The following is a 26,079-nucleotide window of genomic DNA, read 5'->3' on the forward strand; positions in this document are numbered from 1 at the left end:
TGGTTTATGGTGTATTGCGGACGACGTTTACGTTCTAATCGTTGCATTTTTCTCTGATAAATGTCCCCGTAGAAACGGTTTGAAAAACGTCTCTACGGGGATTTTTAAATAGGGCTTGCTGAAAAGAAGTGAAAAGCTTACGGTGTAAGGCTTAGAGGAGTCTTGACGTGGCTTCGAGAACCCGAAAAAGAGGTAAAATTGGAAATTCCCGTGCATCCGGCAAGAAAAAATGTATCGAAAATCACAAAATCCTGACGCGCCCGAAGAAGCCTTTGAACTTCCTTTTGAAGGCAAGTTGTGTGAAGAAAATCGTTGGGTAATTTTGGCGAACCTCATTCCCTGGGCAGAATTTGAGGAAGAATATGCCCAGAATTTTTCTGAGGAAATGGGAGCGCCAGCGAAACCGTTTCGGATGGCACTGGGAGCCTTAATTATGGGTCTTCGGAGTTTGTGGTTATAAATGTATACCATAATACAAAAAATTGAGAATTCGAGAGCCAAAACCCTTGAAATCTCGTGAAGTTAGTTTTTCTGTCACCCTAAACTCCGAAGAGCCTTAATTATTAAAGAAAAATTGGGAATAAGCGACCGAGAAACTGTCGAACAAATTAAAGAAAACCCTTACCTACAGTATTTTATCGGGGAAAAGAGTTATCGAAACGAAGCGCCTTTTGATGCTTCAATGATGGTTCATTTTCGGCAAAGGATTGGTCGCTCTCTACTTCAAAAAATTAATCGAAGAATTGTCCGACAAGCTTGAGGATTTCAACGGGAGGAATCTAGCACAAAAAAGTCAGAAGGAGTCGAAAGAAGAAAAGAAAATAGAGGGAAACTCTTAATCGATGCGACCGTCGCACCTGCCGATAATCCCCCCGTTGCCCCCCTTTCTAAGGGGGGTTGGGGGGATGGTTGGGGGGATAGAGGGACTTGTCGGGTTGGGCAAAACCAGTATTTGAGTCCTCGACTCCGCTCGGACTCAACGCTGAGCGAAGTCGAAGCGAGCGAAGTCGAAGCGTTGAAATTCGGATTCCGTATCAGCCGATTTTGACGAGTCGCAACCCATCTCGATCGCCTCACGACTCTTGCAGGCGATCGCCCACCTCCCAACTGCTGGGCAAACTGGCAAAACCTCGAGCTGGGAATCGACCCCTCACCGCAAGTGCCCGCGAGAATTGCAACCGTATCAGTTGGGAGCGATCGAGAAATCAGGCAAAATAGCTATAAAGGGAACGACCCTGTCCGTATTAAAACCCTCATGCCGCTTCAGCCTCCTTTCCGTAGACTTGCCGACATCCTGCTGTGGGTCGATGCGACCGGCCGCATCGTCGCGGCCGACCAAAACGCTCGCCATAACTTGGGCGAGGATGGCGATCCCGTCGGCCAACCGATCGCGCGTGTCGTGACCGACTGGAACGAAACCACTTGGAAACAATTGTGGATAGCCGCGAGTGCGGGGGAAACGGTGAGTCTCGAAACCCAACTGCGCGATCGCCGCTGCCGAGAGGTTCCCGTTACCGTTCGTCTCGAGAGTATCGACCTGAACGCTGAAACCTACTGCTGCGTGACGGTCTCTCCTCAGTCTGCCCCTTCCTCCGCCACTCTCGAGTGCGATCGCTTCCGCCAACTGGCCGACAACGCTCGCGATGCGATTTACTGCTACAGCCTCGTTCCCGAACCCCAATTCGAGTACATCAGTCCTTCGATCCAAACCATTACCGGCTATTCACCTCAAGACTACTACGCCGACCCCGAACTCCCTTTCAAGCAAGTTCACCCCGACGATCGCGACCTGCTCGGTCACCTCTTGCGATCGCCGCGCGAGTCCGACTCCCTTGTGGTGTTACGCTGGTTTCACAAAAACGGTCGCGTCGTGTGGACCGAACAGCGAGACGTACGCATTTACGACAGCGACGGTTGCTGTATTGCCATCGAAGGCATCCTGCGCGACATTACCGAACGCCGCCAAAGCGAACTGGCCTTGCGCCAACAGGCCGAGCGAGAACGACTCGTCAGCGCGATCGCCCAGCGCATCCGCCAATCTCTCAACCTCGAAGATATCCTGCAAACGACCGTTACCGAAGTCAGACAGTTTCTGCAAAGCGATCGCGTCTCGATCTATCGCTTCGATCGAGATCCCTGCGAAGTTTCTAACTGTCCCGGTGTCGTCGCGGTCGAGTCCGTCGACGCGCCCTGGCCGCCCATGCTCGACACCTCCATTCCCGTCGCGTCGTCCGCTGAAGAACTCGAACACTATATCGAGGGTCGCATTCGCACCTTCGACGACGTGCAAACCGAGGGCGAACCGAGCTTACATCCCCTATTCGAGCGGTTCGCCATCAAATCGAGCCTCATCGTCCCCATTTTGCTGCAATCCTCAGAAAGTCGCGATAACAGTCACCTGTGGGGATTGCTCGTCGCTCACCAGTGCAGAGAACACCGTCACTGGACGTCGATCGAAATCGAACTTCTCGAACAGCTAGCCACTCAAGTCGCGATCGCCATCCAACAATCTCACCTATTCGAGCAAGTCCAGCGACAAGGTGTAGAACTCGAGCGACAAATCCGCGAACGCACCCAACAACTCCAACAAGCGCTCGAATTCGAGGCCATGCTCAAGCGCATCACCGATAAAGTGCGCGACAGCCTCGACGAAAGCCAAATTGTCGAAACGGCGGTTCGCGAAGTCGCCGTCGGCCTCGGTGTCAAATCCTGCAACGCCGCCCTCTACGACCTCGAACGGGGAACCTCCACCATTTGTTACGAATCTGCCCCTCTCATCCCCACCTCTCAAGGGCGAGTGTCTCGCATGGGGAACTTTCCTGAAATCTACACCCAACTCCTCACGGGGAAATACTTCCAGTTTTGTTCGCTGATTCACAATCCCAAACGAGGGCGAGTTGCCATGCTCGCCTGTCCCATGTTCGACAACCAAGGGGTTCTCGGCGACCTCTGGCTCGTTCACGATCCCGACTATATTTTCAGCGATCAAGAAATTCGCCTGGTGCAACAAGTCGCAAACCAATGCGCGATCGCCATTCGTCAGGCGCGATTGTATCAAGCCTCTCAAGCCCAAGTGGCCGAACTCGAAAAACTCAATCGCCTCAAAGACGACTTTCTCAGTGCCGTCTCTCACGAACTGCGAACGCCCATCGCTAACATGAAACTGGCGATCGAAATGTTGAGGATCTTTGCCCCCGGTCGTGAAGAAACCTCCGAACCCGAACTGCTCGATCGCGAACAGATCGGACGCATTCAACGCTATCTCAAAATTCTTTCGACCGAATGCACTCGCGAAGAAGAACTCGTCGAAGACCTCCTCGACCTCCAGCGACTCGAAAACAACGCCTATCTGATTTCTCTATCGCTCATCGACCTCAACGAATGGATTCCCTCGATCGTGCATCCGTTTTATACCCGAATCGCCGATCGCCAACAATCGCTGCACGTCGAGCGTCCCGAAAAGTTAGCTCCCTTCGTGGGCGATCGTATCAACCTCGAACGCATTCTCGTCGAACTCCTCAACAACGCCTGTAAATACACTCCCAACCGAGGAGAAATTCAGTTAAACGTTTGCGAGTCCCAACAACAAGACGAGAACAGCGGTGAAAGTATTCCGACCCTCGAGTTTACCGTCGGCAATCAAGCCGATATTCCCCCCGAAGAACTCCCGAAAATTTTCGAGAAATTCTATCGCATCCCCAACGCCGATCCTTGGAAACAGGGGGGAACCGGTCTCGGTCTAGCATTAGTCGAAAAACTCGTCACCCAACTCGACGGCAAAATTCACGTCGAGAGCCAACAGGGTTGGACGACCTTTACGCTCGTCTTCCCCAACCAGCGTCACAAACTCAACAGCGAGGAGGATAATCGATCGTCGATCGTCGATCGTTTTTCCTAGCTCCCCTTTTACAGTGAACAGTCAACAGTGAGAAGTGTTTCAGTCACCAGTCACCAGTCACCAGTCACCAGTGGGAACAGGGAACAGGGAACAGGGAACAGTTTCTCCCCCTCTCCCCTTCTCCCCCTCTCCCCTTCTCCCCTTCTCCCCCTCTTCGGAAGCTCCCCATTGTGAACGCTCCGACGATTCACTGCTAAGCAGTAGAATCGCGGCTTCCTTGTCCGGCACTCTCCCCTACGGAGCAGCTACAGTTGTCCAAGATAGGCGGCGCTCTCGCCTACGGTCAGGAACTTTGGCCTTGACCGCACTCCGAGTCGTTTCCGCTCGTGAGTTTAAGTGATTATCGACAATGCCATACCAACTTTTGACCGGCTCCCTACTTTTAACAATCGGGCGATACCGGACTTACAGGTTTAGCTGTACCTTACCGAGCAGGTCTTGTATCTACCCGGTACTCCAGAGTTCTTATTCTGGCGGGTAATAGTGCCGTACTCAGCTAATTCAATAATAGTACACTGTTGCCCGCCGCTAACTAACGATTCACCTGACGGTAGAATCGTAGGATGCGCGACGGTTCTGCTCAATTCTCGCCTTGGTTTTGGCGTTCTTGAAGTTTCAGGACGATTTCCTCGTGAACCTCTCGCGTCAGGGGATAGAAATAGGCCAGAATCGAACCGATAATTAACAAGGTCGTCGGCAGCGGTCCGATCGCCAAGCGAATCGCTAACAATGCTGACTCTGGCTGTGGAGGGAGTGCCTGTCCGGGAATGGGTTCGACGAATCCTGCCAGTTCTAACATCTGGCCGACGAGGAACAATCCCAACGCCAAACCGATTTTTTGGAGCAACACCATAAACGCGTAAAACACCCCTTCGCGACGATGGCCGCTTTGGAGTTCGTCCAAATCCGTAACGTCCGTCAGCATCGACCAAGGAATTAAATAGGCCGTCGCGACGCCCAATCCCGCCATCGCACAGAGGACGTACAACAGATCTACGCGATCGCTCGGTAAGAAAAACAAACCACCTTGGGCGACGATCCATAAGATCATCCCCGAAAAATACGCCGCTTTACGGCCGTAGCGGCGACTGATGGCACTCCACAACAACAGGGAGACCATCGCCACCCCCTGCACCACCAACGCCACTATAAAATAGGATTCTAAGCCCATCCAGCCGATCGCGTAATAGGGAATTACGGCTGCCGTCAGTTGAAACGCCAGCCAGGAACAGAGATAAATTCCGATGACGAATAAAAACGGTCGGTTGCGAAAGACAACTTTAAGTTGTTGTTTCAACGACAGAGAGGTTTCTTTTCTAACCTCCGTCTCCGCTTCTGGTTCCGGGCGGTTGGGATCGAAGGCCGTGCGATCGGTGGTTCCCCAAATGCACCAATAGAGGGGTAACACCGCTAAAATCGCACAAATGCCCCCGAGCCACAGATACTGTTGTCGCGGGTCGTCGATCGCGCCAGCCAACGCAACGCCCAAAGCCAGAGACAGCAAACTGCCCCCGATCGAGAATACAAAGCGAAAACCCGTCAAACTGGTTCGTTCGTTGTAATTTTGCGTTAGCTCAGGTGTCAACGCCGTATAGGGCAAATTGACCGCTGTATACGCCGTATTAAATAAAATACTGACAACCACGTAATACCAAAACAGCCCCCATTGGTCGGCCGGGTCGGGACTCGACCATTCCGGCACCAACCAATGCAAGAAAAAGAAAATGCCAAAGGGAATACCGCCCCAAATCATCCAAGCGTGTCGTCGTCCCCAGCGAGAGCGGGTGCGATCGCTCAAAAAACCCACGATCGGGTCGTTGACCGCATCCCAAATCTTACCGATCAACAAGACCGTTCCAGCCAATGCCGGTCGTAACTGAGCCACATTGGTTAGAAAAATCAAAAACGAAAACGCCAGCAGTGTCGCTGTAATCCCCGCACCCATATCTCCAGCACCGAAGGCTAACTTCGTCGCCACACTCAACTTTCGTCCTCGCAACTCAGACCCAGGCGCCGAATTCTCGCTCATGCGATCGCTCCCCTCTCAACACGACCCCCATTCTAAGCCATCCCCCTTCCTACCCCTCGCCGAACACTGCTCGCGTGTATATCGTCGGCGGGGGCGGTACGTGACGCGGTAACAGTTCGTTGACCTGACTTCGGCCACCTCGCCCGCGTCACACGCCCTTGTATGTGGGCGGTGTACATTGGCGGTGCGTGACGATTTATGGGTAAGCACGATTTACACCCTATTGTTCGAGTCACGCACCCTACTACTCCGTTCACTTCCCACTCTGCCCTCTGCCCTCTGCCCTCTTCACTGTAAAATCCCCCCTTGCCAAGAAACCCAGACAATCGGACACTTGATTTTGAGAGTAGGGGCGGGGTCTCGTGTCCGCCCGCAGCCGATGGAGGTTTTCCGGTGAAACGAGTTTTAGGCATCATTCTCGGAGGGGGCGCAGGGACGCGTCTCTATCCACTTACCAAGCTCAGAGCGAAGCCCGCCGTTCCCCTGGCTGGCAAATATCGCCTGATCGACATTCCCGTTAGCAACTGCATTAATTCCGACATTCAAAAAATTTATATCCTGACGCAGTACAACTCGGCGTCTCTCAACCGCCATATCTCGCGGACTTATAACTTTTCTGGGTTTAGCGACGATTTCGTGGAAATTCTCGCCGCCCAGCAAACATCCGACAGCCCCGGTTGGTTCCAAGGCACTGCCGACGCCGTGCGTCAGTACATCTGGCTGATGCAAGAATGGGATATCGACGAATATCTCATTCTCTCGGGCGACCACCTGTATCGCATGGATTACAGCCAATTCGTGCAACGTCACCGGGAAACGAACGCCGATATTACTCTGTCGGTGATTCCCATCGACGAACAGCGAGCGTCGGATTTCGGTTTGATGAAAATCGACGATTCCGGTCGGGTGATCGATTTTTCTGAAAAACCCAAGGGTGACGACCTCAAAGCGATGCAGGTCGATACGACGACGTTGGGTCTCGACGCCGAACAAGCGGCGAAAAAACCCTACATCGCCTCGATGGGCATTTATGTCTTCAAGAAAGAGGTGTTGAACGACCTGCTGCAACGATCGCCCGACCAAACGGACTTTGGGAAAGAAATCATTCCCGGTGCGGCGTCAGACTATAACGTTCAGGCGTATCTGTTCGACGGGTACTGGGAAGATATCGGAACCATCCAGGCGTTCTACGAAGCGAATTTGGCGCTGACAAAGCAACCGCAGCCGCCTTTCAGCTTCTACGACGAGAACGCACCAATTTACACCCGCGCTCGCTACCTGCCGCCGAGCAAACTCCTCGACTGTCAGGTTACGGAGTCCATCGTCGGGGAAGGCTGTATTTTGAAAGAATGCCGGATCGATCGCTCGGTGTTGGGGGTTCGCAGCCGCATTAACGCCGGGTGCGTCATCGAAGATACCCTGATCATGGGGGCTGATTTCTATCAACCGTTCGCCGAACGGCAAGGGGAACTCGACGATCGCAAAGTTCCCATCGGAATCGGCGCCAACAGTACGATTCGCCGGGCGATCGTCGATAAAAACGCTCGCATCGGTAAGAACGTTCGCATTCTCAATAAAGAAAACATCGAGGAAGCCGATCGCGAAAATCTCGGATTTTACATCCGCAGCGGCATCGTCGTGGTGTTGAAAAACGCGACGATTCCCGATGGGTTCGCGATTTGAGGTTTGGGGAAACCCATCGATCGCCCGTGTTTGACCGCCAAACAGCGATCGCCAACGGCTCGAACGTCCTCGGCGTTCGCTCGAGTTCGGGTATTGCCATCGTTTTCGGAAGCGATACCCGAACTCGACGGGCGAAAGAAATCCATTAAACTAGGAACGCAAGGAACAATTGCGATCGCGATACGGATTTTAAAGTGCAATGGCTGCAACGGACTTCAAAGACTATTACGCGATTCTCGGCGTAGACAAGACGGCGAGTAGCGACGAGATCAAACGCGCCTTTCGTCGCCTGGCTCGAAAGTATCACCCAGATATGAATCCCGGCGATCGCCAGGCCGAAGCGAAGTTCAAGGAAGTCAGCGAAGCCTACGAAGTTTTGTCCGATGCCGAAACGCGTCGTAAATACGACCAGTACGGCCAGTATTGGAAACAAGCGGCCAACGGCGGTTCGGCTTGGGGCGGTCGCAGTCCCGCTGGCGCACCGAACGGCTTCGATTTCGATTTCAGTCAATACGCCGACTTCGACGAGTTCATCGAGTCTCTACTCAGTGGTATGGGCGGCGGCCGGACGCGCACGCGTTGGTCTTATCAGAGCAGTCCGGGGGGGCGTACGTCGTCCGGGTTTGGCAGTGGATTCGAAGACTTTTCTCGCTACAGCAGCCGCCAACCGGGAACGTCTCTCGATCGCGAGGCGACGTTATCGCTGAGTTTTTCAGAAGCGTTTCACGGCGTCCAAAAACGCCTCAATATTGGCAGCGAAGTGATTTCAGTTCGCATTCCCCCCGGTGCGAAGTCGGGAAGCCGCGTGCGCGTCAAAGGAAAGGGCAAGAAAGACGGCTTCGGACGACAAGGGGATTTATATCTCAACATCGAATTGCAACCCCATCGCTTCTTCTCCTTCGAGGGCGATAATTTGGTGTGCGAAGTGCCGATTTCTCCCGACGAGGCCGTCTTGGGCGCGAAAATCGACGTGCCGACTCCCGACGGTTCGGTGACGGTGAGCGTTCCTCCCGGCGTGCGTTCGGGTCAAATGTTGCGCTTGCGCGGGAAAGGGTGGCGCTTGCCGAAAACGGGCGATCGCAGCGACCAACTGGTGAAGGTCGAAATCGTACCGCCGAAGTCGCTCAGCGCCACCGAACGGGAATGTTACGAAAAACTGCGAGAGCAGCGCAGCAGCAATCCCCGAGAGGATTTACAGGGGATCTCGATTTAAGGCCCCCCAAAAACGGCGTTTTCTACGTCTTGGCGGCTTAGGGAATACTTGAACGAACGCTGGATGTCTTCTTCATCGTCGGGTTTTCGATAGCAGACGACGAGCTGGTCGATATCCAGCCAGATTTCGGCTCTCCAGGTTTGGCGATCGACCCACCAGTGGTTGAGTTCGTCGCGGTCTTGCTGGCATCCTTGGGTACGGAGCCAGTCTTCAATATCCGGTAAGGGATGGTTGTAAAGCGGCGTGGTAGCGGGCGGTGTCATCTTTACTTTACGAAACTTAAAACTCAAACCTCTCTATTACAGCGGATCGCCCCTGAGCAATGCAATCGCGATCGCCAGAAACAAACTCCCTCCCAAAGAGGCGCACAGGAGAAATAACGAGAAAACTTCTCCTGGGGACAGGGGGCGATCGACCGGATCGAGATAGGCAGAAGAGGGACGGGGGGCAGAGTCAGAGGTGGGGCGATCGAGGTCGCGAGACGGTTGCACGACCCGAATGCGAGAATAGCGAATTTGAAGGTCGTAAGCCGCCCGCCGTTCGGGATTGCTGAGGGTGGCGTAGGCTTCGTTTAACTGTTGGAATTTCGAGGTTGCCACCGCGTGGGGCAGTTCGGTGGTGTCGGGATGATAGCGTTTGCTCAGCTCCCAGTAAGCCCGCCGAATATCAATGACGGAGGCGGAGGGATGCAACCCCAACAGGGCGTAGTAGTTTTTCCCTACAGCGGCAACAGTTTCGCGCAGGGCGTCTCGGTTGGTACTGGCTCTTTGCTGTGTCACGCTGCTTTTCCGTGGCGAAGGTCTTTCGGGCGAGCATTTTACCCATTGTAACGAGAGATTTTCGGAGTGTTAAGCTGCCCGATTCCCCCACTGTGGCGTTTCAAGAAATACTGCGCCGGAGTTTCGGAGGTTGCGCCGAAGTTGTGGACTATTGCATGCGATCGATCGTCCGATACTGCACCGCTTCGGCGATATGATGGCTTTGGATGGCGTCTTCTCCGGCTAAATCGGCGATGGTACGGGCGACTTTCAGAATGCGATCGGTGGCTCGAGCAGAAAGTCCTAACTTGCGAATCGCCCCTTCTAACAACTGTTGCGAGGTCTCGTCCAACGGACACCACTGCCGCAAGTGACGACTCTGCATTTCGGCGTTGCACTGAATCGACTCGTTAGCAAAGCGATCGCGCGATCGCTTGCGTCCGTGCAACACTCGTTCTCGCACGGTTTTCGAGTCTTCCCCCATTGACTGGCGCACGATTTCTTCCGGTTTCAAGCGATTGACCGCGACCTGTAAGTCAATGCGATCCATTAACGGCCCCGACAACCTCGCCCAATACTGGTTTCGCTGGCGAGGGGAACAGGTACAGGGTTGAATGGGGTCGCCGTAATACCCGCAAGGACAAGGGTTCGTACTGGCGACCAGGGTAAACTGGGCGGGAAACCTTACCGATTGACGGGTGCGGGTAATCGTGACGAAGCCGTCTTCGAGGGGTTGGCGCAAAAATTCTAAGACGTTTCGCTGGACTTCCGTGAGTTCGTCTAAAAACAAAACACCTCGATGAGCCAGGGAGATTTCCCCCGGTTTCGGATAACTGCCACCCCCGACGAGAGAAGGCCCCGATGCCGAATGGTGGGGACTGCGAAAGGGACGCTGGCTGACGAGAGTACCGCGATCGCGCAACAACCCCGCGACGGAGTGAATTTTGGTCACTTCCAAAGCTTCGGAAAACGACAGGGGCGGCAAAATTCCCGGCAACCGCCGCGCTAACATGGTTTTACCGCTGCCTGGGGGGCCGACAAAAATTAATTAACAATAGCTCTAAATAAATATTCCATATAGTAAACAACAACAACAAAACTGTGCTACAGTGTAGCCTCTAGAATAAAAAACTAGATCTAGTCCATACCGTCTACAAAGTATGCACAGTGAAAGTCCAGCGCGTTTCATTGTCCGACGCAAACCAGCACACTTGGATGCTGGTCGGTGACGACTACCTGCCCGTCGAGCCAGTTCAAGAATTTCTAGACTACCTGCGGAACGTGGGGAGGTCTCCCAATACCGTGCGCTCCTATGCGTTCCATCTGAAGCTGTATTGGGAGTGGCTGCAAGAGTCCCACCTCCAATGGACTGATGTGAGCATCGCAGAACTTGCCGATTTTATGCTGTGGCTGCGAACACCAGAACCTACAGGTGTGGCCTCAGTCGTCGAAAGAGAGTCAGCCAGGACGGAGTCTACCGTCAACGCAATCCTGACACCGGTTTGTATGCTCTACGACTTTCACGAACGGAGCGGCAAAGTCCCGCACATCCCGCTTTATCGGTCGCAGGTCTTACCGGGTCGTCGATATAAGGGGTTTTTACACCACATCACAAAAGGCAAGCCCGTCAGAAGCCGCTTATTAAAACTTAAAACCCCAAAGCGACAACCAAAAACCCTTTCCTCAGAGCAGGTTCGAGCGGTTGTAGATGCGTGTCATCGAGTTCGGGACAAGTTCTTACTTTGCTTGCTGCACGAAACCGGAATGCGGATCGGACAGGCGCTCGGATTGAGGCACGAAGACATACGGTCGATGGATAACGTCGTTCAGATCGAGCCGCGAGACGACAATGAGAACGGCGCTCGCTCGAAAAGTCGAGACCCCTACTCCTTGGACGTTTCCAAGAGTTTGATGGAGCTTTACACCCAATATCTCAACGATGAGTTCATGGAAATTCTGGACGATAACTTTAGCGAATATGTCTTTGTGAATCTTTGGGACGGGCCAATCGGAGCGCCAATGACCTACAACAACGTCATGGCGCTGTTCCGACGCATTAAAAGGAAAACGGGTATCGCGATAACGCCCCATATGCTGCGGCACACGCACGCCACGGAGTTGATTCGCAGTGGCATGGAAATGGCTTATGTCCAAAAAAGGCTCGGACACGCCAGCATCCAGACCACCATCGATACATACGTTCATGTCAGCAACGAAGACATGAAACGGGAGTACCAGAAATACATCGAAGATCGCGATACCAATGGAACAACTCAATCTCTCCAACTGCCTAACGATTCTGGGGCAACGCCAGTCTAACCCTGTTATTGTTTGCCCGAATTGCGGAAGCGAGGAATATCGAAAAAACGGCAAGAACAAATCGTCGGGAACTCAGATTTACTACTGTAAGCGGTGTGGGCGCGATTTTACTCCCCTACCCGCAACACCGGGGTTTGCGGTAAACCCCAAAGCGGAATACGAAAAAGACTGCTGGGATTGCCGACGTTTGGGACTCGATGGAGGGGTGGGTAAATCCAGTTACAAGCTCAATTTCAGTCAGCTTACGCAGCCCTGGCTTCGTCAGTCTGCCAAAAAATATATCAAGGTCTGCCTCAGCCGCATTACGTTTTCGTCCACTCAGGAAAAGCTGTACTCGTTGCGCCGCCTTTCTCGATTCTTGTCTCAGAACTACCCAGGTATCCAGCCAGAGGAGATCGACCGCGACGTAATCACCGAATACATCGTCTACACCTCTGGGGAAGGACTGTCGGCTTCGACTCGCCACAAGCTTTTATGTGATGCAAAGCTTTACTTTGATGCTTGCTATCAAAATCAATGGCTCGATGTTTCGAGGTATTTGGTTCGGTCAGAAGATTTTCCAAAGCAGCCAAAATCCCTACCTCGATACATCCCCGAACACGTCATGCAGCAGCTTAACGGATGTATCGATGACCTTCCAGAGCCGGTCATGCGAATGGTGCTGGTGTTGCAGGAATGTGGGATGCGAATTTCGGAGTTGCTTCACCTCAAGACTGACTGCCTGCTACAAGACCAGGCAGGAGACTGGTTCCTCAAGTATTACCAGTTCAAGATGAAAAAGGAGATTACGATTCCCATCTCTCGCGAAGTGGCTCGAGTCATCCAAGAGCAACGCCGCTACATCCAGTCGCATATTCCTCGCCACTTGGGATTTGACTATCTGTTCACTGCCAACGGCGGTGTAAAGCATCCTGATTTCAATCCTGTTCCCAAGGTGATGGAGCGACGGACGCTCCCTCGATACCTCAACCAACTAGCCAAGCGACACAACATTTGTGATGAGACGGGAGAAATTTGGCACTTCCAAACCCATCAGTTCCGCCACACCGTTGGAACTCGCATGATCAACAACGGGGTTCCACAGCACATCGTTCAGCGATACCTCGGCCACGAATCACCCCAAATGACTGCAACCTATGCCCGTATTCACGACCAAACGATGAAAGAAGAAGTCGCGAAATTCCGAGGCAAGGTGGTCAACATCGCGGGGGAAATCGTCGAACCAAACGACGTTGAGGCCGACGACGCCGATTTGCAGTGGGTCAAAAAGAACGTTCAGGCGCAAGCCCTCCCAAACGGGTCGTGCGCTCTCCCAGCAATTTCTCAGGGATGTCCGCACGCCAATGCCTGCCTAACTTGCACTCATTTCCGAACGACAGCCGAATACCTCGGCGACCATCACCGCCAACTCGAACAGACTCAAGCCATCATCGCGAAAGCGAAGTCCAACGGCTGGCAACGGCAGGTGGAGATGAACGAGAAGGTCAAAGGGAATCTGGAGAGCATTATTGCTGGGTTGACGGAGTGCAAAAAATGAAAGCTAAACGGAACACAGCAGGACTGAAGCATGGCGCACAACGCAAGCGCAAAGAGGCTTTCGAGAAATTAGAGAGCGGCATACAGACTTTGCTTAAGGAAGGGCGAGCCATCAACTTCAACAGCGTGGCCAAAGCTTCGGGAGTCAGTAAGGCGTGGCTGTACAAAGAACCGGAGGTTAAAAGCCGCATAGAGCATCTTCGAGCGAAGCAAAGTGGCAAGAAACGTCAGCCTGTAAAGGCTTCAGCTTCTGAAGTGTCTCTCAAGTCTATGGTTGGCACTCTTCGAGAACGCATAAAAAAACTCGAAACCGAAAACCGAGAACTCCGAAAGCAAAACGAGGTTGCTTATGGGCAGGTGATGCGGGTTCGAGAATTAGAGAAGGAGAACGAGCGGCTGCGTGCTGAGAATGTTCGATTGCGTCAAGCAGGTAAATCGCCTGAAATGACTGCCTCAAGCGACTTTGTAGAACAGTTAAGGGAGCTTGGAGTCGATCTGAATTCGACCCTGGAGCGGCTTGTCTCCAAAACGCCGCGAGCAATTGTCGAGACGGCTATCGAGTCGCTACGGGAAGCCGCCAGCAACGGGAACGTGCGGAATCCAGGGGGTTTCCTGAATAAAGCGATTCGCGATGCGTGGCATCCCAACGAAGCGTATCAAGAGAAAAGTGAGATGGAGGAGTTTAACGAGTGGTGGCGATGGGCGTATCCACAGGGGTTAGTGATTGCCTCACAGCGTTGTGATGACGGGGTTTTGCGCGTTCTGACACGAGACGAAGATTGGGTTGAGTTTGATGTAGTTAAGCATAGAATAACGTGCTAAAATCAAAGTGTTGACAAAATGACAAAAAAAAGACAAACTGTTGCGTAAGACAAGCTTGTCAACACTTTTGTAACGCTGATGGCCACATTTCATATCGCAGATCTCCAGAAAATTTTGTCGCATAATTTTTCGGAGGCCCTCGAAATCGCAACCCTGGAAGCAATCGATATTTCATACCAGCAAACTCGCGAACACCTAACGCTTCCTTATTTTGATAGGGGAGCGTCTCGAGATCTGCGAGGACATTATTTACGAAGTCGTGTTGAAACAAATTGGAGAAATCTTTTACAGGGATTATCTGGAGCAACAACAGGAATTCAACAAAACAGTCAAAAAACTTATTATCATACATGGGTACGATCTGGACGATTACTATTGACAGCTTCGGCTGTTTCAGATAAATTTAAGAATCCGAGGATAGCTTTATTTCGTAAAACATATGCTTGGGATGGCCAGCTCGATCTTCTTAATCCAGAAAAAAATATCATTAACAATAGCGGTGGTTACATATACGGACTTTTAAGATATGGTCCTTCAAAAGCTTTGTTTCCTAAGTTTGTGAATATATCGTTTCCAGACGCAAATAGTGGCAAATACATAACTATTTTAGATCTTTTGAAAAAGCATCCTGGATCGATTAATTTAGGTAATTTAGCTGAAGAAGAATATCAAGAGGAACCCATTCCAGAAATCGCTGCTTTGCCTGAAGAGGAAATTCAGGAGCCTCAATCCCCCACTTTCCGACCACGGCCTAAAAGAGTTGGAGAAGAAGAGTTATGAAATTATCAACAGATGCGTCTAATTTTGTCGGTGAACGTCTTTTGCAAGCTCGAAAAGCACGAGGCTTGACAATGGAACAGTTAGCAGGGAAAGTGTCTCTTAAGCGTCAAGCAATTTCTAATTACGAGCGAGGGAAGCGTTTTCCTTCTTCTGAAACGAAAGATATTATGGCAACAATTCTTGATTTTCCACCCTCTTTCTTTGGAAAAGAATTGATTTTAGATCGCACCAAGCAAGAGACTATTTTTTATCGCAGTATGTCTTCTGCAACAAAAAAAAGTCGTGAAAAAGTTGAAGTAGAATTAGGATGGCTGGTTTCTTTGTTCGATCTTCTTGATTTATATTTAGAGATGCCTAGCGTTCGTTTCCCCGATTTTGACATACCGCAAGATCCAACAAGGCTATCAGATCGTTCAATCGAGGCAATTGCAGAAAAAACTCGTATTTTTTGGGGATTAAAAGATGGTCCTATCAGTAACGTGGTATGGCTACTTGAAAATCATGGGGCAGTTGTAGTTAGAAAGTCTTTATATGCTGAAAAGCTAGATGCTTTTTCTATGTGGAAAGACGATCGACCGTACGTTATCCTGTCAAGCGACAAAGATTCAGCAGCACGATCTCGATTTGACTTAGGACATGAACTAGGTCATTTAATTCTACATAAAAATCTTCCGGAAATTTATGTGAATGACTCTAAATATTTCAAATTAATTGAGCATCAAGCAAATCTTTTTAGTGCAGAGTTTCTTTTTCCTCAAACATCTTTTGCTAGAGAAGTTCCTCGTGTAAACCTAGAACTTTTCCGTGTTCTAAAAAAGCGTTGGAAATTGTCGATTGGAATGATGCTTTACAAAGCCAAAACACTAGGATTTATTGACGAACAAAGATATCAAACTCTTCAGCGTAGTTATACTCGCCATCAATGGAGACAATCAGAACCTTTCGATGATGAAATCCCAATTGAAACTCCAAAGCTCATAAGGAATTCTGTAGAAATTCTTTTAAAAAATAATGTCATCAGTCGAGAAGATATTCTTGACTATCTTGGCTTATATCATTCTGACGCAGAAATTTGTGCTGGATTACCTGAGAATTTTTTAAATCCAAGAGCAGGAGAAGTTTACAGTTTCCGTCCTAAGCTGCGAGCTGGTTTTTCTTCTGAAAATAATAATTCAGATCCTGGAACAGTTATTCATTTTGAAAACTGGGGTCAACAAGACAGGTAGAACTAAAAGAGGTGGCATCAGGAAATGCCACCTCTTTCTTATGGGCGGCATTTGGTATCAGTGGGGCTTCCTAATCCTGTCACTGGGGGGTTCAATTCCCCTGCCGTCCAAAAGTCTGTTATATCATTTTTTAAAAATTAGTGAATGTCAGCAGTATAACGGAAGCGATTGTGATTTAGCCCAGAAAACACCCATTTCAACTTTTATACCTACGGAATTCAGTTTGCTTCTAGCGGCACGAAAATGAGCGCCGCTTGTCAAAATATCATCCAAAAGTAAAAAAATTGACTTTTTTGTTTTAGAGACTTTTATTATTTGTAACCAGTTTTTATCACACTCTAAAGAATTACAAATATCTTGCCAATCACGTGCTTTACTAGAAGAGCTTGTCTTTTCTCGGTCATGCTTTGTATACAAAATAGGTAGATAATTGCACTTAAGGCGACAAGAAGCTCTACACGCTACTTGTTCAACTCGATTATCATATTGAGGACTATCTCTGCTTTTGGAGGGTGGTATGGGAATAATATAGATATTAATATTATTGCTCAAAGCATAAATTGATAAATGCTTGAGAAACAATTCTAACTCAGTAGTGAATTTTTCGATGGCCTGCTTTTTATAAAAAAGCTCACTGCTTGTAGCAGATGGTGATTTTTTAAAATTAAATATCAAATTATTAGTTTCCGAATAGCTAAAACCCTGCTTTGGAGTATAAATCCGACTATATGCAAGTACAGACGTTTTACGCTCTTGAACAGGGAAGTTTATTAGCCAGTCAGATTCATCTACTATATGCCAATGTAAACCATCACTCACTTTTTGATGTCCTCTTAGTATTTACTAGCAATCTTGTTTTTGAATTTCTTCAAGAATTTCAGAGCCGTCAACTACCTTGATAGCTCCTTTTTTTAAAAATTCATGTGGCCACTTTAATCCAGTCTGGAAACAGGAATTCAAAATAAATAGTTTTCTGCCTTGACTTAAGGCAGCTCTAGCTTGGGTTAAACTACCACTGGTTTCCGATGCTTCGACGATCACAGTTGCCTTACTAAGAGCAGACATAGTTTTGTTGCGCTCTGGAAAGAAAAAGCGAGTAGCTTTGTAGTGCTGATTGGAAGTCCAGTAAAAAGGAACTTGACTTACTAGCAAGAAATTTTTTGCAATTTTAGCTTGCAGGTCTTTATTGGATGCCGGATAACTTTTGTTTAAAGGAGTCCCAATCACAGCTATAGTTTGTCCACCTGCTTCTATTGCTGCTGTATGAGCAGCAGTGTCAATCCCCTCTGCAAGTCCTGATATAACAGTAATATCATTCTCAATCAAAATATGTGCTAACTTCTTTGCTCGACGAATTCCTTCGTTACTTGCTTTTCGTGCACCAACAATAGCAATAGAAGGAGATGACAAAATGTCTAAATTTCCTTGAAAATATAAAATTTCTGCTGGATGCTGTGCATCTTTCAGGCGAGAAGGGTACTCAAAATCATTGTAAAATAATGCAGAATAATCTGTAAAAGATAGAAAATTCTCTAACTTTTTTTTTATTTTTTCGATTTCCTCAACTAAAATTCCTTCGCTGGAAGCGACAGTAGAAGGGAGTGCGTGATTATATTTTTGAAAAATCGTTGAAATTCTTGCTACACCAGGATTATGAGTCCATAGTGCTTCGTAAGATGAAATCTCCAAAACTGGACTTATGGTTTTTTGAATTTTTTGAATTACGTTTAGCATTGTTGTAGAAACACAAAAAACAATATACTTATTTTTATGCAAAAAAATAATAAATGACAAGGAAATACTTAATAATATTTGTTTAAAGATATTTGTGAGACTCGCTAATCGAGTTAAGGTAGTCAATAATATCTGTGTAAGTTCCCGTCAGGCTATTAAGCTCTTGACGTGACAGTAAGAAGTATTTTGCTGAAATAGTCAATACACGAAAGAGCTTGATATCTAAGTGTCTAGCATGATTTAGCTAAGTGTCAATTGTTTGTTAAGTTTTGTAATATTCGTTTAGCTTTTTACAACTGCATGGATATGTCTACAAGGTAAAAAACTTTATTTGATAAGCATTACAGCGAATTTGCTATAGATAAAATTAAATTATGACCGCCTGCGGCAGCGATTTCCAGGGCGCGGCGAGCGTGAGCTTGTCCTTTCACGTCTTTGAGGTCGAGGTGAAAGGCGCGATCTTGGCTGAAGAGGCGATCGAGATCGACGCAAACGGGGTCTTTCACGTCGGGGTTGTTTAGCAACTCGACTACGTCGGTAATACTGTGACAGCCGTATACATTCAAATCTCGCACGACGGCCGCTTCGCCTGCGTTCGCGGCGGGAACCACTAAGCCGCGAATTCCCATCTGTGGGGCTGCGGCGGCGATGGGGAGAACTCCGGTGACGGGGCGCAAGCTACCATCGAGAGAGACTTCCCCGAGAAACAGATAGTCTCCGAGAAGTTGTGGGTTGACTTGTTCGGAGGCGGCGAGAATGCCGAGACTAATGGGGAGATCGAAGCTCGGACCTTCTTTGCGTAAGTCGGCGGGGGTCAGGTTGACGACGATTTGTCGTTGGGGAAAGGCAAACCCCGAGTTTTTTAAAGCTGATTTGACTCGTTCGCGCGATTCTTGAACGGCGGTGTCGGGGAGTCCGACGATGGTGGTTCTCGGCAGTCCTCCAGTGACGTCTACTTCGACCCCGACGCGCACCGCTTCGAGACCGTATAGGGATGCACTCCAAATTCTGGCTAACACGAACTCGCTCCCTGGATGGGTTTCTCCGATCGATTCAGTTAAATTTTTATTGTCGTACGTGACGAGGATCGCTGACGTGACTGACATCACGTTTCGCAAGTGAAGAAAAATAAAACCTATCTATATTTAAGTCCGTAATTTCGCGTAGTTTTGCGTAGTTTTAACGCGATCGCAATATTTTTGACACGATCGCTCGAATTTTAACGAATTCTGTCCGTTGCACTCGCGTTTTCCATCGGCTTAGTCTCGCGCCAACTGGGGACGAAAATATCTCGGTTGTGGTATGACAAGAGGGCGATCGTGTTGAAAAAGAGTTAAAACAAAGAAGGGAGTCAAGTAAACAACTGTGTTTTTTCATCAATTCTAAAGAGTTTTCAGGTTAGTTTACGTAAAAACACGGATATAGTATCCTGTGGATATACGCTATTTTACATACAGATCTCGCAGTAAATTATTAGCTAGAGATTAAACGTCGTGTTCGGGAGCGATCGCGCGACGGTTAAAATGTCTGCTGTCATGTAACTCGTACCAGACGCTGACATTAAAACGATTGAAATAAAGCCAGACCCAGCGTTTTTTTACCATGAACGGTTTTCTCAAAACTCAACTCGTTCGCATAGCGACTTCCTCAATAGCGATCTGGTGTGCGAGTTTGGCAACGCCATCTTGGGGTGTGGATTTATCAAAATATTTCAACGCGATCGAGTTGCAAGAAGTAACGCCAGAACTCCAAAGTCTCGAGTTTGAAGAACTAGCAGAGTTGTGTGCGAATGCCAGTCCTGTCGACGCGATCGAAGCCTGCTCGTTGGCGGTTCAAATGCGAAGCTGTCACGAACCCCTCGAAGAAAGCGATCGCACTCCTGAATGCGTCGTACTGCTCGATAACTTAGGTGCGGTCTTAGAACAAGTCGGCCGTTACGAGGACGCCCTGACAGTATTGCGCTACGCGTTGCAACTCCAACCCAACGACGCGAACGTTTGGTACAACCTCGGCATCGTGTTCGCCAAACTCAACCGATACCAACAGGCATTAGATGCCTTTGAAGAAGCAGCACGTTTGAATCCTAACGATACACAAGCACAAAAACAAGCAGACTTGTTGCGCGAAATCCTCAGCTTCTAGCCACCACTGCGCTTGGCGGGATACCCTTTCTCTTTCAAAAACGCAACGACGCGATCGACGAACTCTCCCTGAATCTCGATCGCGTTGTCTTTTACGGCGCCCCCCGCTCCACATTGACTTTTGAGCGCTTTCGACAAGGCTTTAAGGGTTTCCGGTTTCGCCTGAAACCCTGTGACGATCGTAACTGTTTTTCCTTTGCGCCCTTTGCGCGTCGCTTGCACGCGCAAGTCTTGCTGTTGGGGAGGAAGTTCCTGCACTCGCTCCGGTTCTCGAGCCGTGGCGTCGTTACCGAACTCCGAATACACTAGGCGATCGCGATTAGATTTGTGTTTGGACATGGAAATAGTCGAATTCGATTCTGCACTCAAGTTGACATACTCACCGCCCTAGAAGGGCGGTGATTCCTGCTAAGCAGTTACTGATTCATCGACACCACTTACTGGCTCGGGCTTCCCTTCGTCAGCAGAGGTGGGAGTCTCCTCAGTCGTTTGCGGTTTCCCGCCAGTTTCCCAATGCCCTTGGGTACTGTTCGTCCATTCCATCCCTAGAATTTCCATTCCTCGTTTGAGGATGTTCGACGCGGCGTTAGTGTCGCGGCACAACTCGATTCCACAGCTCGGGCATTTATGAGTTCGGGTGCTAAGCGATTTTTTGGCTCGATGTCCACAATTATGGCAATCCTGGCTAGTGAAAGCCGGATTTACCGCTACAACCGCTTTATCCCAAACTCGCCCGTAGTAGTCCAGAAAATCAGTGAACTGACTCCAGGCTGCATCAGAGATAGACTTCGCTAGGTGGTGGTTTTTTACCAGATTCCGCACCTTTAAGTCCTCATACGCCACGACATCGTTGGATGACACTAGCGCCCGAGCTTGCTTGATAGCCCAGTCTTTACGCTGGCGGTGGACGGTTAGGTGCTGCTTGCCTAGCTGTCGACGAGTCTTGTGGTAGTTAGACGACTGTTTTTTGCCCTTTTGGTGTTGGCGACTAAGACGGCGTTGTAGCCGCTTTAATCGCAACTCCTCTCTCCTGAGATACTGAGGGTAGACAACGGCATTATCGTTCTGGTCTTTGATGAAGAACTTAAGTCCCAAATCGATGCCTACCACGTTCCCCGTGTAGGTTCCAGGTTCTTTTCGCTCGAGAGCGAGGCAAAACTGTGCGTAATAGCCATCGGCTCGACGAACAACCCGCACTCGATTGATTTTGCTGCGAAGAATGTCTTCTCTAGCTTCACCGTTGCAGTAGAGCGAGAAGGTTCCAGCTTTAAAGCCATCGGTGAAGGTGAGGGCATATCCATCGTGCGATAGCTTCCATCCACTGGTCTTATATTCGACCGAGCGGCTGTGCTTTTTAAACTTTGGATAGCCAACGGGTTTAATCCCTTCCCGACAGTTTTGGTAGAAGCGTTTAACCGCTTGCCATGCTCGGTCAGCATGAGCCTGTCGAGCCATGCTGTTGAGTTGTTTGGCAAAAGGAAACTCGATCGCCAAACTCTTACACAAAGCCTGCATTTTGGCTCTCGTGCAGTCACGGGTATCCATCCACAGTCGCAAGCACTTATTTCTGATGAACTGTCCGGTACGGATCGCTTCATCAAGTGCTTGATACTGCTTTGGCAAACCTTTGAGTTTGGCTTCTCGAACTAACATTGCTGTTGTTGATTCCCCGATATCCTTCCATCTTGCCACAAGAATTGTCGGGTAAAGTCGTCCTAGAAGGCTTGCACTGCTTGCACTGCTTGCACTGCTTGCACTGAGCTTGTCGAAGTGAGCTTGTCGAAGTGAGCTTGTCGAAGTGAGCCAAGTCGAAGGGGCGAGGCTTTAAACCCAGCTCTTTTGGTAACGCAAAAGAGGGGGAGCGTCTTCAGGGAAGAGGGAAGAGGGAAGACAGGGAGCCAGGGAACAACTGTTAACGGCTCGCCGTTCCCTGAACAAGAACCCCAGTATCGTGGAAATACTGGGGTTCTGGCAGTCTAGCTGCAACGAAAGGCAGATCTGACGAGGATTAGCCTAAAAGTGCTTTGGCTTTGGCGAGAACGTTATCGACGGTGTAGCCGAATTTCTCCATCACAGTGCCGCCGGGAGCGGACGCACCGAAACGATCGATGCTCACCATATCGCCTTCAGCCCCCATATAGCGTTCCCAACCGAAGCGAGTAGCTGCTTCGACGACGAGACGCTTGGTAACGGCGGAGGGTAGCACGGATTCGCGATAGGCTTCGTCTTGTTCCTCGAACAGTTCGCAGGAGGGCATGGAGACGACGCGCACTTTCTTGCCTTCGGCGGTGAGTTTTTCAGCCGCTTCCACGCAAAGGGAGACTTCGCTACCGGTTCCGATCAGAATTAAGTCGGGGGTTCCCTCGCAATCCGAGAGGATATAAGCCCCTTTAGCCACGTTGTCGGCGGAACCCCCCGCCAGGTTGGGCAGTCCTTGACGGGTAAACGCCATCAGCGTGGGACGCTTGCGGTTAGCCACGGCCACTTTGTACGCCCCAGAGGTTTCGTTGCCGTCTGCCGGACGAATCACCACCAAGTTGGGGATCGCTCGCAGCGAGGCCAGAGTTTCCACGGGTTGGTGCGTCGGACCGTCTTCGCCCAGGGCGATCGAATCGTGGGTCATCACGTAAACGACACCCGCTTCGGACAAGGCCGACAGGCGAATTGCCGCGCGCATATAGTCGGCGAAGACCAAGAAGGTCGCGCAGTAGGGAATCAAACCGGAGTTGTGCAGGGCGATGCCGTTACAAATGGCACCCATGCCGTGTTCCCGAACGCCGAAGCGCAGGTTGCGGTTTTCGTACTGGCCTTTTTGGAAGTTACCGGAACACTTGAGTTCGGTGAGGTTGGAGTGGGTCAGGTCAGCAGAACCGCCGATGAGTTCCGGCAGGTTGGGGGCGAGGGCGTTGAGGCAAGCTTGGGAGTGCTTGCGGGTTGCCATGCCTTTGTCGTCGGGGGTGAAGCTAGGCAGGTCGGCATCCCATCCTTGAGGCAGGTCGCCGCGCAGCATCCGCTCGAACTCGGCGGCGTCGCTGGCGTACTTGCTGCGATAGGTATCGAGCAGTTGGTTCCACTCTTGCTCGGCTTCGGCTCCGCGATCGACCGCCTTGCGGAAGTGGGACAGTACGTCTTCGGGAACGTCGAAGGGGTCGCGATTCCAGCCGAGGTTCTCGCGGGTGGCGGCCACTTCGTCAGTGCCCAAGGCAGCCCCGTGGACGCCTGCGGTGTCAGCTTTGTTGGGAGAGCCGTAACCGATGGTGGTGGTGACTTTAATCAAGGACGGTTTGTCCGTCACTTGCTTGGCGGCTTCGATCGCCTTGTCGATGGCGTCGAGGTCAGTGTTGCCGTTTTCCACGTGTTGGACGTGCCAGCCGTAAGCCTCAAAGCGTTTGGCAACGTCTTCGGTGAAGGCGATATCGGTAGAACCGTCGATGGAAATGTGGTTGTCGTCGTAGAGGGCGATCAGTTTACCCAGCCCTAAGTGTCCGGCCAAAGAGCAAGCTTCGCCCGAGACGCCTTCCATGTTACAGCCGTCGCCGAGAATGACGTAGGTGTAGTGATCGACGAGGGTGCAATCGGGTTTGTTGAAGCGAGCGGCCAGGTGTGCTTCCGCCATGGCCAGACCCACTGCGTTGGCGATTCCCTGCCCCAAGGGGCCAGTGGTCACTTCGACGCCTGCGGTTTCAAAGTTTTCCGGGTGTCCTGGGGTGACCGATCCCCACTGACGGAAATTTTTGATGTCATCGAGGCCGACGCTATCGTAGCCCGTCAGGTAAAGCAGGGCGTATTGCAGCATACAACCGTGACCGGCGGAGAGAACGAAGCGATCGCGGTTGAACCATTGGGGATTTTTGGGGTTGAACCGCATGAAGCGATCCCACAGCACGAAGGCCATGGGGGCAGCGCCCATCGGTAAACCGGGGTGGCCGGATTTCGCTTTTTCGACGGCATCGATGGCGAGAAAGCGAATGGCATTAATGCAGAGTTCTTCGAGGGATTGGGTGGCTACGGCCATAGTTTCTATCTTCTTGACAACGGTTTGCTCGGGGCTGGGTACGACCCGTTTTCTGTTTCTGTAAAATGGGGTGAAAGTCTTTCGAGTCGGAATGATTCTCGGGCTGCTTGTCGGGCGATCGCTCCGTTTTTACAGCGAGAAACTCCAGAGACCTTTTCCCATTTCACACCGATTCGATCTCGCGGTTTTATCGAGCAGGCTGGCAAAAGGCAAACTGCCGATCGAGCGAGCGAAACCCCAGATTTCTCTAAGATTTCAACGTAGCTCTGTCGGGTTGGGAGTTGCCAGCACCATACCGATTCGACGTGCCGTTTCGCACGAGGATCTCATAAACGGTTCGACGATATCGTTTCGCTGCGGCGATCGTCGTGTCGAGAGGCGACAAAGCGGTTTCGACGATCGCGATCGCCATCAGAGTGAGTTCTTTCGTCCCCATCATCCCATTATGGGGATCGGGGAGCAAGAGGCCGCTCGAAACGAGTCTATCGACCCCGTTTTGATGATGTTATTGGTATTTTTTAAACACGAGCGTTACGTTATGACCGCCGAAGCCGAAAGAGTTCGACAAGGCCACGTTTACCGTATGCGATCGACTTTGCTTGGGTACGTAATCGAGGTCGCAATCGGGGTCGGGATTTTCGAGGTTGATCGTCGGCGGGACGCGATCGCGAGCCACGCTCAACACGGACAGGACGGCTTCGATGCCACCGGCTCCACCTAACAAATGCCCCGTCATCGACTTGCTCGAACTGATAACGATGTTTCTCGCGCAGTCTTCCCCGAGAGCGGTTTTCAGTGCGGCGGTTTCAGTGCGGTCGTTGGCCGCAGTACTCGTTCCGTGAGCGTTGACGTAACTCACGTCGGCGGGAACGAGGCCGGCATCTTTCAAAGCTAATTGAATCGCGCGGGCTGCGCCAGCACCGCCGGGAACCGGAGAGGTCATGTGATAGGCATCGCAAGTCATGCCGTACCCGATGATTTCCCCGTAAATTTTTGCCCCTCGACTCAAAGCGAACTCGAGTTCTTCGAGCAAGAGAACGCCCGCTCCTTCGCCCATCACGAATCCGTCGCGTTCCGCATCGAAGGGACGGCTGGCGCGGCTGGGTTCGTCGTTGCGCGTCGAGAGGGCTTTAGCCGAGGCAAATCCAGCGACAGCCAGGGGCGTAACGGCGGCTTCAGTTCCGCCGCACAACATGGCTTGGGCGTACCCTTGCTGGATCAGGCGAAAGGCATCCCCGACGGCGTTCGATCCGGCGGCACAGGCGGTCACGGGGCAGGAATTCGGCCCTTTAGCGCCTGTATGAATGGCAGTCAGTCCGGCGGCCATGTTGGCGATCATCATGGGTACGGTGAAGGGGCTGACGCGAGACGGACCGCGAGCGAGGTAGGTTTCCTGTTGGTCTTCCATCACTTTCAGCCCGCCGACTCCCGTTCCGATGATGACGCCGATTTGTTCGGCGTTTAAGTCGTCGATGGTGAAGTTTGCGTCGGCAAGTGCTTGTTGACTGGCTGACACCGCAAACTGAGCGAAACGAGCCATGCGTTTCGCCTCTTTACGATCGATATAGTCGTGGGGATCGTACCCTTTGACTTCTCCGGCGATGCGACAGGCGTGTTTTGACGGGTCGAAATGGGTAATCTGCCCGATACCGCTACGCCCATCGATCGCCGCCTGCCAAAAGTCTTCGGCAGTGTTGCCAATCGGCGTAATAGCACCGAGACCTGTTACCACAACACGTTTCGGTTTGAAGTTGGTCATGATGTCAGTCAGTGTCGAGGGATTTTACAGAAAAGGGAGCAAAGCCCACGTTTTTTAAGCGTGGGACGAACGCGTTGAAGCTTTTAAGCTTCGAGGCTACAATTCTATTTGAGGCATAGGTAGCTAAATAGGTAGCTAACCTCACAAAAAACCTGGCACCGAAGGG

General features: G+C 50.7%; 20 protein-coding genes and 3 pseudogenes. 11 read left to right on the top strand and 12 right to left on the bottom strand.

All coding sequences use genetic code 11. The features are described 5' to 3' along the window. Positions 1–229 precede the first annotated feature (229 nt). A pseudogene (locus GEI7105_RS41350) lies at positions 230–707 on the top strand (transposase); the annotation flags it as partial. Positions 708–1,255: 548 nt separating this feature from the next. After that, entirely contained in the window at positions 1,256–3,898 is a 2,643-nt protein-coding gene (locus GEI7105_RS32060; protein ID WP_083862503.1) for a sensor histidine kinase, read from the top strand. 580 nt (positions 3,899–4,478) lie between these two features. On the opposite strand, the gene GEI7105_RS0123090 is transcribed toward GEI7105_RS32060, so the two are convergent. Beyond that, entirely contained in the window at positions 4,479–5,927 is a 1,449-nt protein-coding gene (locus GEI7105_RS0123090; protein WP_017662775.1) for an MFS transporter, read from the bottom strand. A gap of 393 nt (positions 5,928–6,320) precedes the next feature. On the opposite strand from GEI7105_RS0123090, the gene GEI7105_RS0123095 reads away from it, so the two are divergent. The 3 genes from GEI7105_RS0123095 to GEI7105_RS0123105 are packed head-to-tail and all read left to right on the top strand — an operon-like array spanning position 6,321 to position 8,823. Then, entirely contained in the window at positions 6,321–7,610 is a 1,290-nt protein-coding gene (locus tag GEI7105_RS0123095) for a glucose-1-phosphate adenylyltransferase (RefSeq protein ID WP_017662776.1), read from the top strand. 26 nt (positions 7,611–7,636) lie between these two features. Next, positions 7,637–7,759 (top strand): hypothetical protein, encoded by a 123-nt coding sequence (locus tag GEI7105_RS40615; protein ID WP_017662777.1) that lies wholly within the window; start codon positions 7,637–7,639, stop codon positions 7,757–7,759. A gap of 50 nt (positions 7,760–7,809) precedes the next feature. After that, a complete protein-coding gene (locus GEI7105_RS0123105) occupies positions 7,810–8,823 on the top strand; it encodes a DnaJ C-terminal domain-containing protein (protein ID WP_017662778.1) in 1,014 nt (337 codons plus the stop codon). Here the strand turns inward: GEI7105_RS0123105 and GEI7105_RS0123110 are convergent. The 3 genes and pseudogenes from GEI7105_RS0123110 to GEI7105_RS32065 all read right to left on the bottom strand — a co-directional run. Continuing rightward, positions 8,820–9,086, bottom strand: a complete 267-nt coding sequence (locus GEI7105_RS0123110; RefSeq protein ID WP_026097899.1) for a DUF3143 domain-containing protein — start codon at positions 9,084–9,086, stop codon at positions 8,820–8,822. The two genes, GEI7105_RS0123105 and GEI7105_RS0123110, sit on opposite strands and share 4 nt — an antisense overlap. Before the next feature lie 36 nt (positions 9,087–9,122). Beyond that, positions 9,123–9,602 carry a J domain-containing protein gene (locus GEI7105_RS0123115; RefSeq protein WP_017662780.1) on the bottom strand — a complete coding sequence of 160 codons (480 nt, stop codon included), beginning with the start codon at positions 9,600–9,602 and terminating at the stop codon, positions 9,123–9,125. 148 nt (positions 9,603–9,750) lie between these two features. Beyond that, positions 9,751–10,629: pseudogene (locus GEI7105_RS32065) on the bottom strand (YifB family Mg chelatase-like AAA ATPase); the annotation flags it as partial. 140 nt (positions 10,630–10,769) lie between these two features. Between GEI7105_RS32065 and GEI7105_RS0123125 the strand changes: the two are divergent. The 5 genes from GEI7105_RS0123125 to GEI7105_RS32075 all read left to right on the top strand — a co-directional run bounded on the left by GEI7105_RS0123125 (position 10,770) and on the right by GEI7105_RS32075 (position 16,264). Next, on the top strand, positions 10,770–11,900 hold the full coding sequence (locus GEI7105_RS0123125) for a tyrosine-type recombinase/integrase (protein ID WP_245555481.1): 1,131 nt from the start codon (positions 10,770–10,772) through the stop codon (positions 11,898–11,900). After that, complete coding sequence (locus GEI7105_RS0123130) at positions 11,845–13,437, top strand: site-specific integrase (RefSeq protein WP_017662783.1); 1,593 nt, start codon at positions 11,845–11,847, stop codon at positions 13,435–13,437. The genes GEI7105_RS0123125 and GEI7105_RS0123130 overlap by 56 nt, the downstream gene beginning before the upstream one ends. Beyond that, complete coding sequence (locus tag GEI7105_RS33875; protein WP_144053999.1) at positions 13,434–14,258, top strand: DUF6262 family protein; 825 nt, start codon at positions 13,434–13,436, stop codon at positions 14,256–14,258. Before GEI7105_RS0123130 ends, GEI7105_RS33875 begins: the two co-directional genes overlap by 4 nt. Positions 14,259–14,336: 78 nt before the next feature. Next, positions 14,337–15,038 carry a hypothetical protein gene (locus GEI7105_RS37790; protein WP_144054000.1) on the top strand — a complete coding sequence of 234 codons (702 nt, stop codon included), beginning with the start codon at positions 14,337–14,339 and terminating at the stop codon, positions 15,036–15,038. Then, a complete protein-coding gene (locus tag GEI7105_RS32075; RefSeq protein WP_071592108.1) occupies positions 15,035–16,264 on the top strand; it encodes a helix-turn-helix domain-containing protein in 1,230 nt (409 codons plus the stop codon). The genes GEI7105_RS37790 and GEI7105_RS32075 overlap by 4 nt, the downstream gene beginning before the upstream one ends. A 147-nt stretch (positions 16,265–16,411) precedes the next feature. Here the strand turns inward: GEI7105_RS32075 and GEI7105_RS37795 are convergent, their stop codons facing one another. The 3 genes and pseudogenes from GEI7105_RS37795 to GEI7105_RS32080 form a co-directional block, all read right to left on the bottom strand. After that, the gene (locus GEI7105_RS37795) at positions 16,412–17,083 is read right to left on the bottom strand and encodes a hypothetical protein (protein ID WP_144054001.1); all 672 of its coding nucleotides are present in this window, start codon (positions 17,081–17,083) and stop codon (positions 16,412–16,414) included. A 24-nt stretch (positions 17,084–17,107) separates the two neighbouring features. Then, entirely contained in the window at positions 17,108–18,058 is a 951-nt protein-coding gene (locus GEI7105_RS0123155) for a DNA-processing protein DprA (protein WP_202804453.1), read from the bottom strand. A 305-nt stretch (positions 18,059–18,363) separates the two neighbouring features. Then, positions 18,364–19,017 (bottom strand): annotated as a pseudogene (locus tag GEI7105_RS32080) (magnesium chelatase domain-containing protein); the annotation flags it as partial. A gap of 583 nt (positions 19,018–19,600) precedes the next feature. On the opposite strand from GEI7105_RS32080, the gene GEI7105_RS0123170 reads away from it, so the two are divergent. Then, the gene (locus tag GEI7105_RS0123170) at positions 19,601–20,140 is read left to right on the top strand and encodes a tetratricopeptide repeat protein (RefSeq protein WP_017662791.1); all 540 of its coding nucleotides are present in this window, start codon (positions 19,601–19,603) and stop codon (positions 20,138–20,140) included. On the opposite strand, the gene GEI7105_RS0123175 is transcribed toward GEI7105_RS0123170, so the two are convergent. From GEI7105_RS0123175 to fabF, 5 genes are all read right to left on the bottom strand, one after another. Next, positions 20,137–20,478, bottom strand: a complete 342-nt coding sequence (locus tag GEI7105_RS0123175) for a translation initiation factor (protein ID WP_017662792.1) — start codon at positions 20,476–20,478, stop codon at positions 20,137–20,139. The genes GEI7105_RS0123170 and GEI7105_RS0123175 overlap by 4 nt on opposite strands. 69 nt (positions 20,479–20,547) lie before the next feature. Next, positions 20,548–21,792: an RNA-guided endonuclease InsQ/TnpB family protein gene (locus tag GEI7105_RS0123180; protein ID WP_017662793.1), complete on the bottom strand. Its 1,245-nt coding sequence runs from the start codon at positions 21,790–21,792 to the stop codon at positions 20,548–20,550. A gap of 355 nt (positions 21,793–22,147) precedes the next feature. Further along, complete coding sequence (tkt, locus tag GEI7105_RS0123185; protein WP_017662794.1) at positions 22,148–24,154, bottom strand: transketolase; 2,007 nt, start codon at positions 24,152–24,154, stop codon at positions 22,148–22,150. Between the two features lie 247 nt (positions 24,155–24,401). Next, positions 24,402–24,593: a hypothetical protein gene (locus tag GEI7105_RS0123190; protein WP_017662795.1), complete on the bottom strand. Its 192-nt coding sequence runs from the start codon at positions 24,591–24,593 to the stop codon at positions 24,402–24,404. A gap of 66 nt (positions 24,594–24,659) precedes the next feature. Next, a complete protein-coding gene (fabF, locus tag GEI7105_RS0123195) occupies positions 24,660–25,913 on the bottom strand; it encodes a beta-ketoacyl-ACP synthase II (protein WP_017662796.1) in 1,254 nt (417 codons plus the stop codon). Between the last annotated feature and the right edge of the window lie 166 nt (positions 25,914–26,079).

Origin of the sequence: Baaleninema simplex PCC 7105 (genome assembly GCF_000332355.1) — a bacterium.
Taxonomy (GTDB): Bacteria; Cyanobacteriota; Cyanobacteriia; order Cyanobacteriales; family Geitlerinemataceae; genus Baaleninema; species Baaleninema simplex.

Bases quoted from the DNA above. Each gene is read 5' to 3' on its own strand.
- GEI7105_RS37790 (WP_144054000.1), top strand. From the start codon at position 14,337: ATGGCCACATTTCATATCGCAGATCTCCAGAAAATTTTGTCGCATAAT.
- fabF (WP_017662796.1), bottom strand. From the start codon at position 25,913: ATGACCAACTTCAAACCGAAACGTGTTGTGGTAACAGGTCTCGGTGCT.
- GEI7105_RS0123090 (WP_017662775.1), bottom strand. From the start codon at position 5,927: ATGAGCGAGAATTCGGCGCCTGGGTCTGAGTTGCGAGGACGAAAGTTG.
- GEI7105_RS0123105 (WP_017662778.1), top strand. From the start codon at position 7,810: ATGGCTGCAACGGACTTCAAAGACTATTACGCGATTCTCGGCGTAGAC.
- GEI7105_RS0123130 (WP_017662783.1), top strand. From the start codon at position 11,845: ATGGAACAACTCAATCTCTCCAACTGCCTAACGATTCTGGGGCAACGC.
- GEI7105_RS0123170 (WP_017662791.1), top strand. From the start codon at position 19,601: ATGAACGGTTTTCTCAAAACTCAACTCGTTCGCATAGCGACTTCCTCA.
- GEI7105_RS0123190 (WP_017662795.1), bottom strand. From the start codon at position 24,593: ATGATGGGGACGAAAGAACTCACTCTGATGGCGATCGCGATCGTCGAA.
- GEI7105_RS33875 (WP_144053999.1), top strand. From the start codon at position 13,434: ATGAAAGCTAAACGGAACACAGCAGGACTGAAGCATGGCGCACAACGC.
- GEI7105_RS0123110 (WP_026097899.1), bottom strand. From the start codon at position 9,086: ATGACACCGCCCGCTACCACGCCGCTTTACAACCATCCCTTACCGGAT.
- tkt (WP_017662794.1), bottom strand. From the start codon at position 24,154: ATGGCCGTAGCCACCCAATCCCTCGAAGAACTCTGCATTAATGCCATT.
- GEI7105_RS0123175 (WP_017662792.1), bottom strand. From the start codon at position 20,478: ATGTCCAAACACAAATCTAATCGCGATCGCCTAGTGTATTCGGAGTTC.
- GEI7105_RS0123180 (WP_017662793.1), bottom strand. From the start codon at position 21,792: ATGTTAGTTCGAGAAGCCAAACTCAAAGGTTTGCCAAAGCAGTATCAA.
- GEI7105_RS32075 (WP_071592108.1), top strand. From the start codon at position 15,035: ATGAAATTATCAACAGATGCGTCTAATTTTGTCGGTGAACGTCTTTTG.
- GEI7105_RS32060 (WP_083862503.1), top strand. From the start codon at position 1,256: ATGCCGCTTCAGCCTCCTTTCCGTAGACTTGCCGACATCCTGCTGTGG.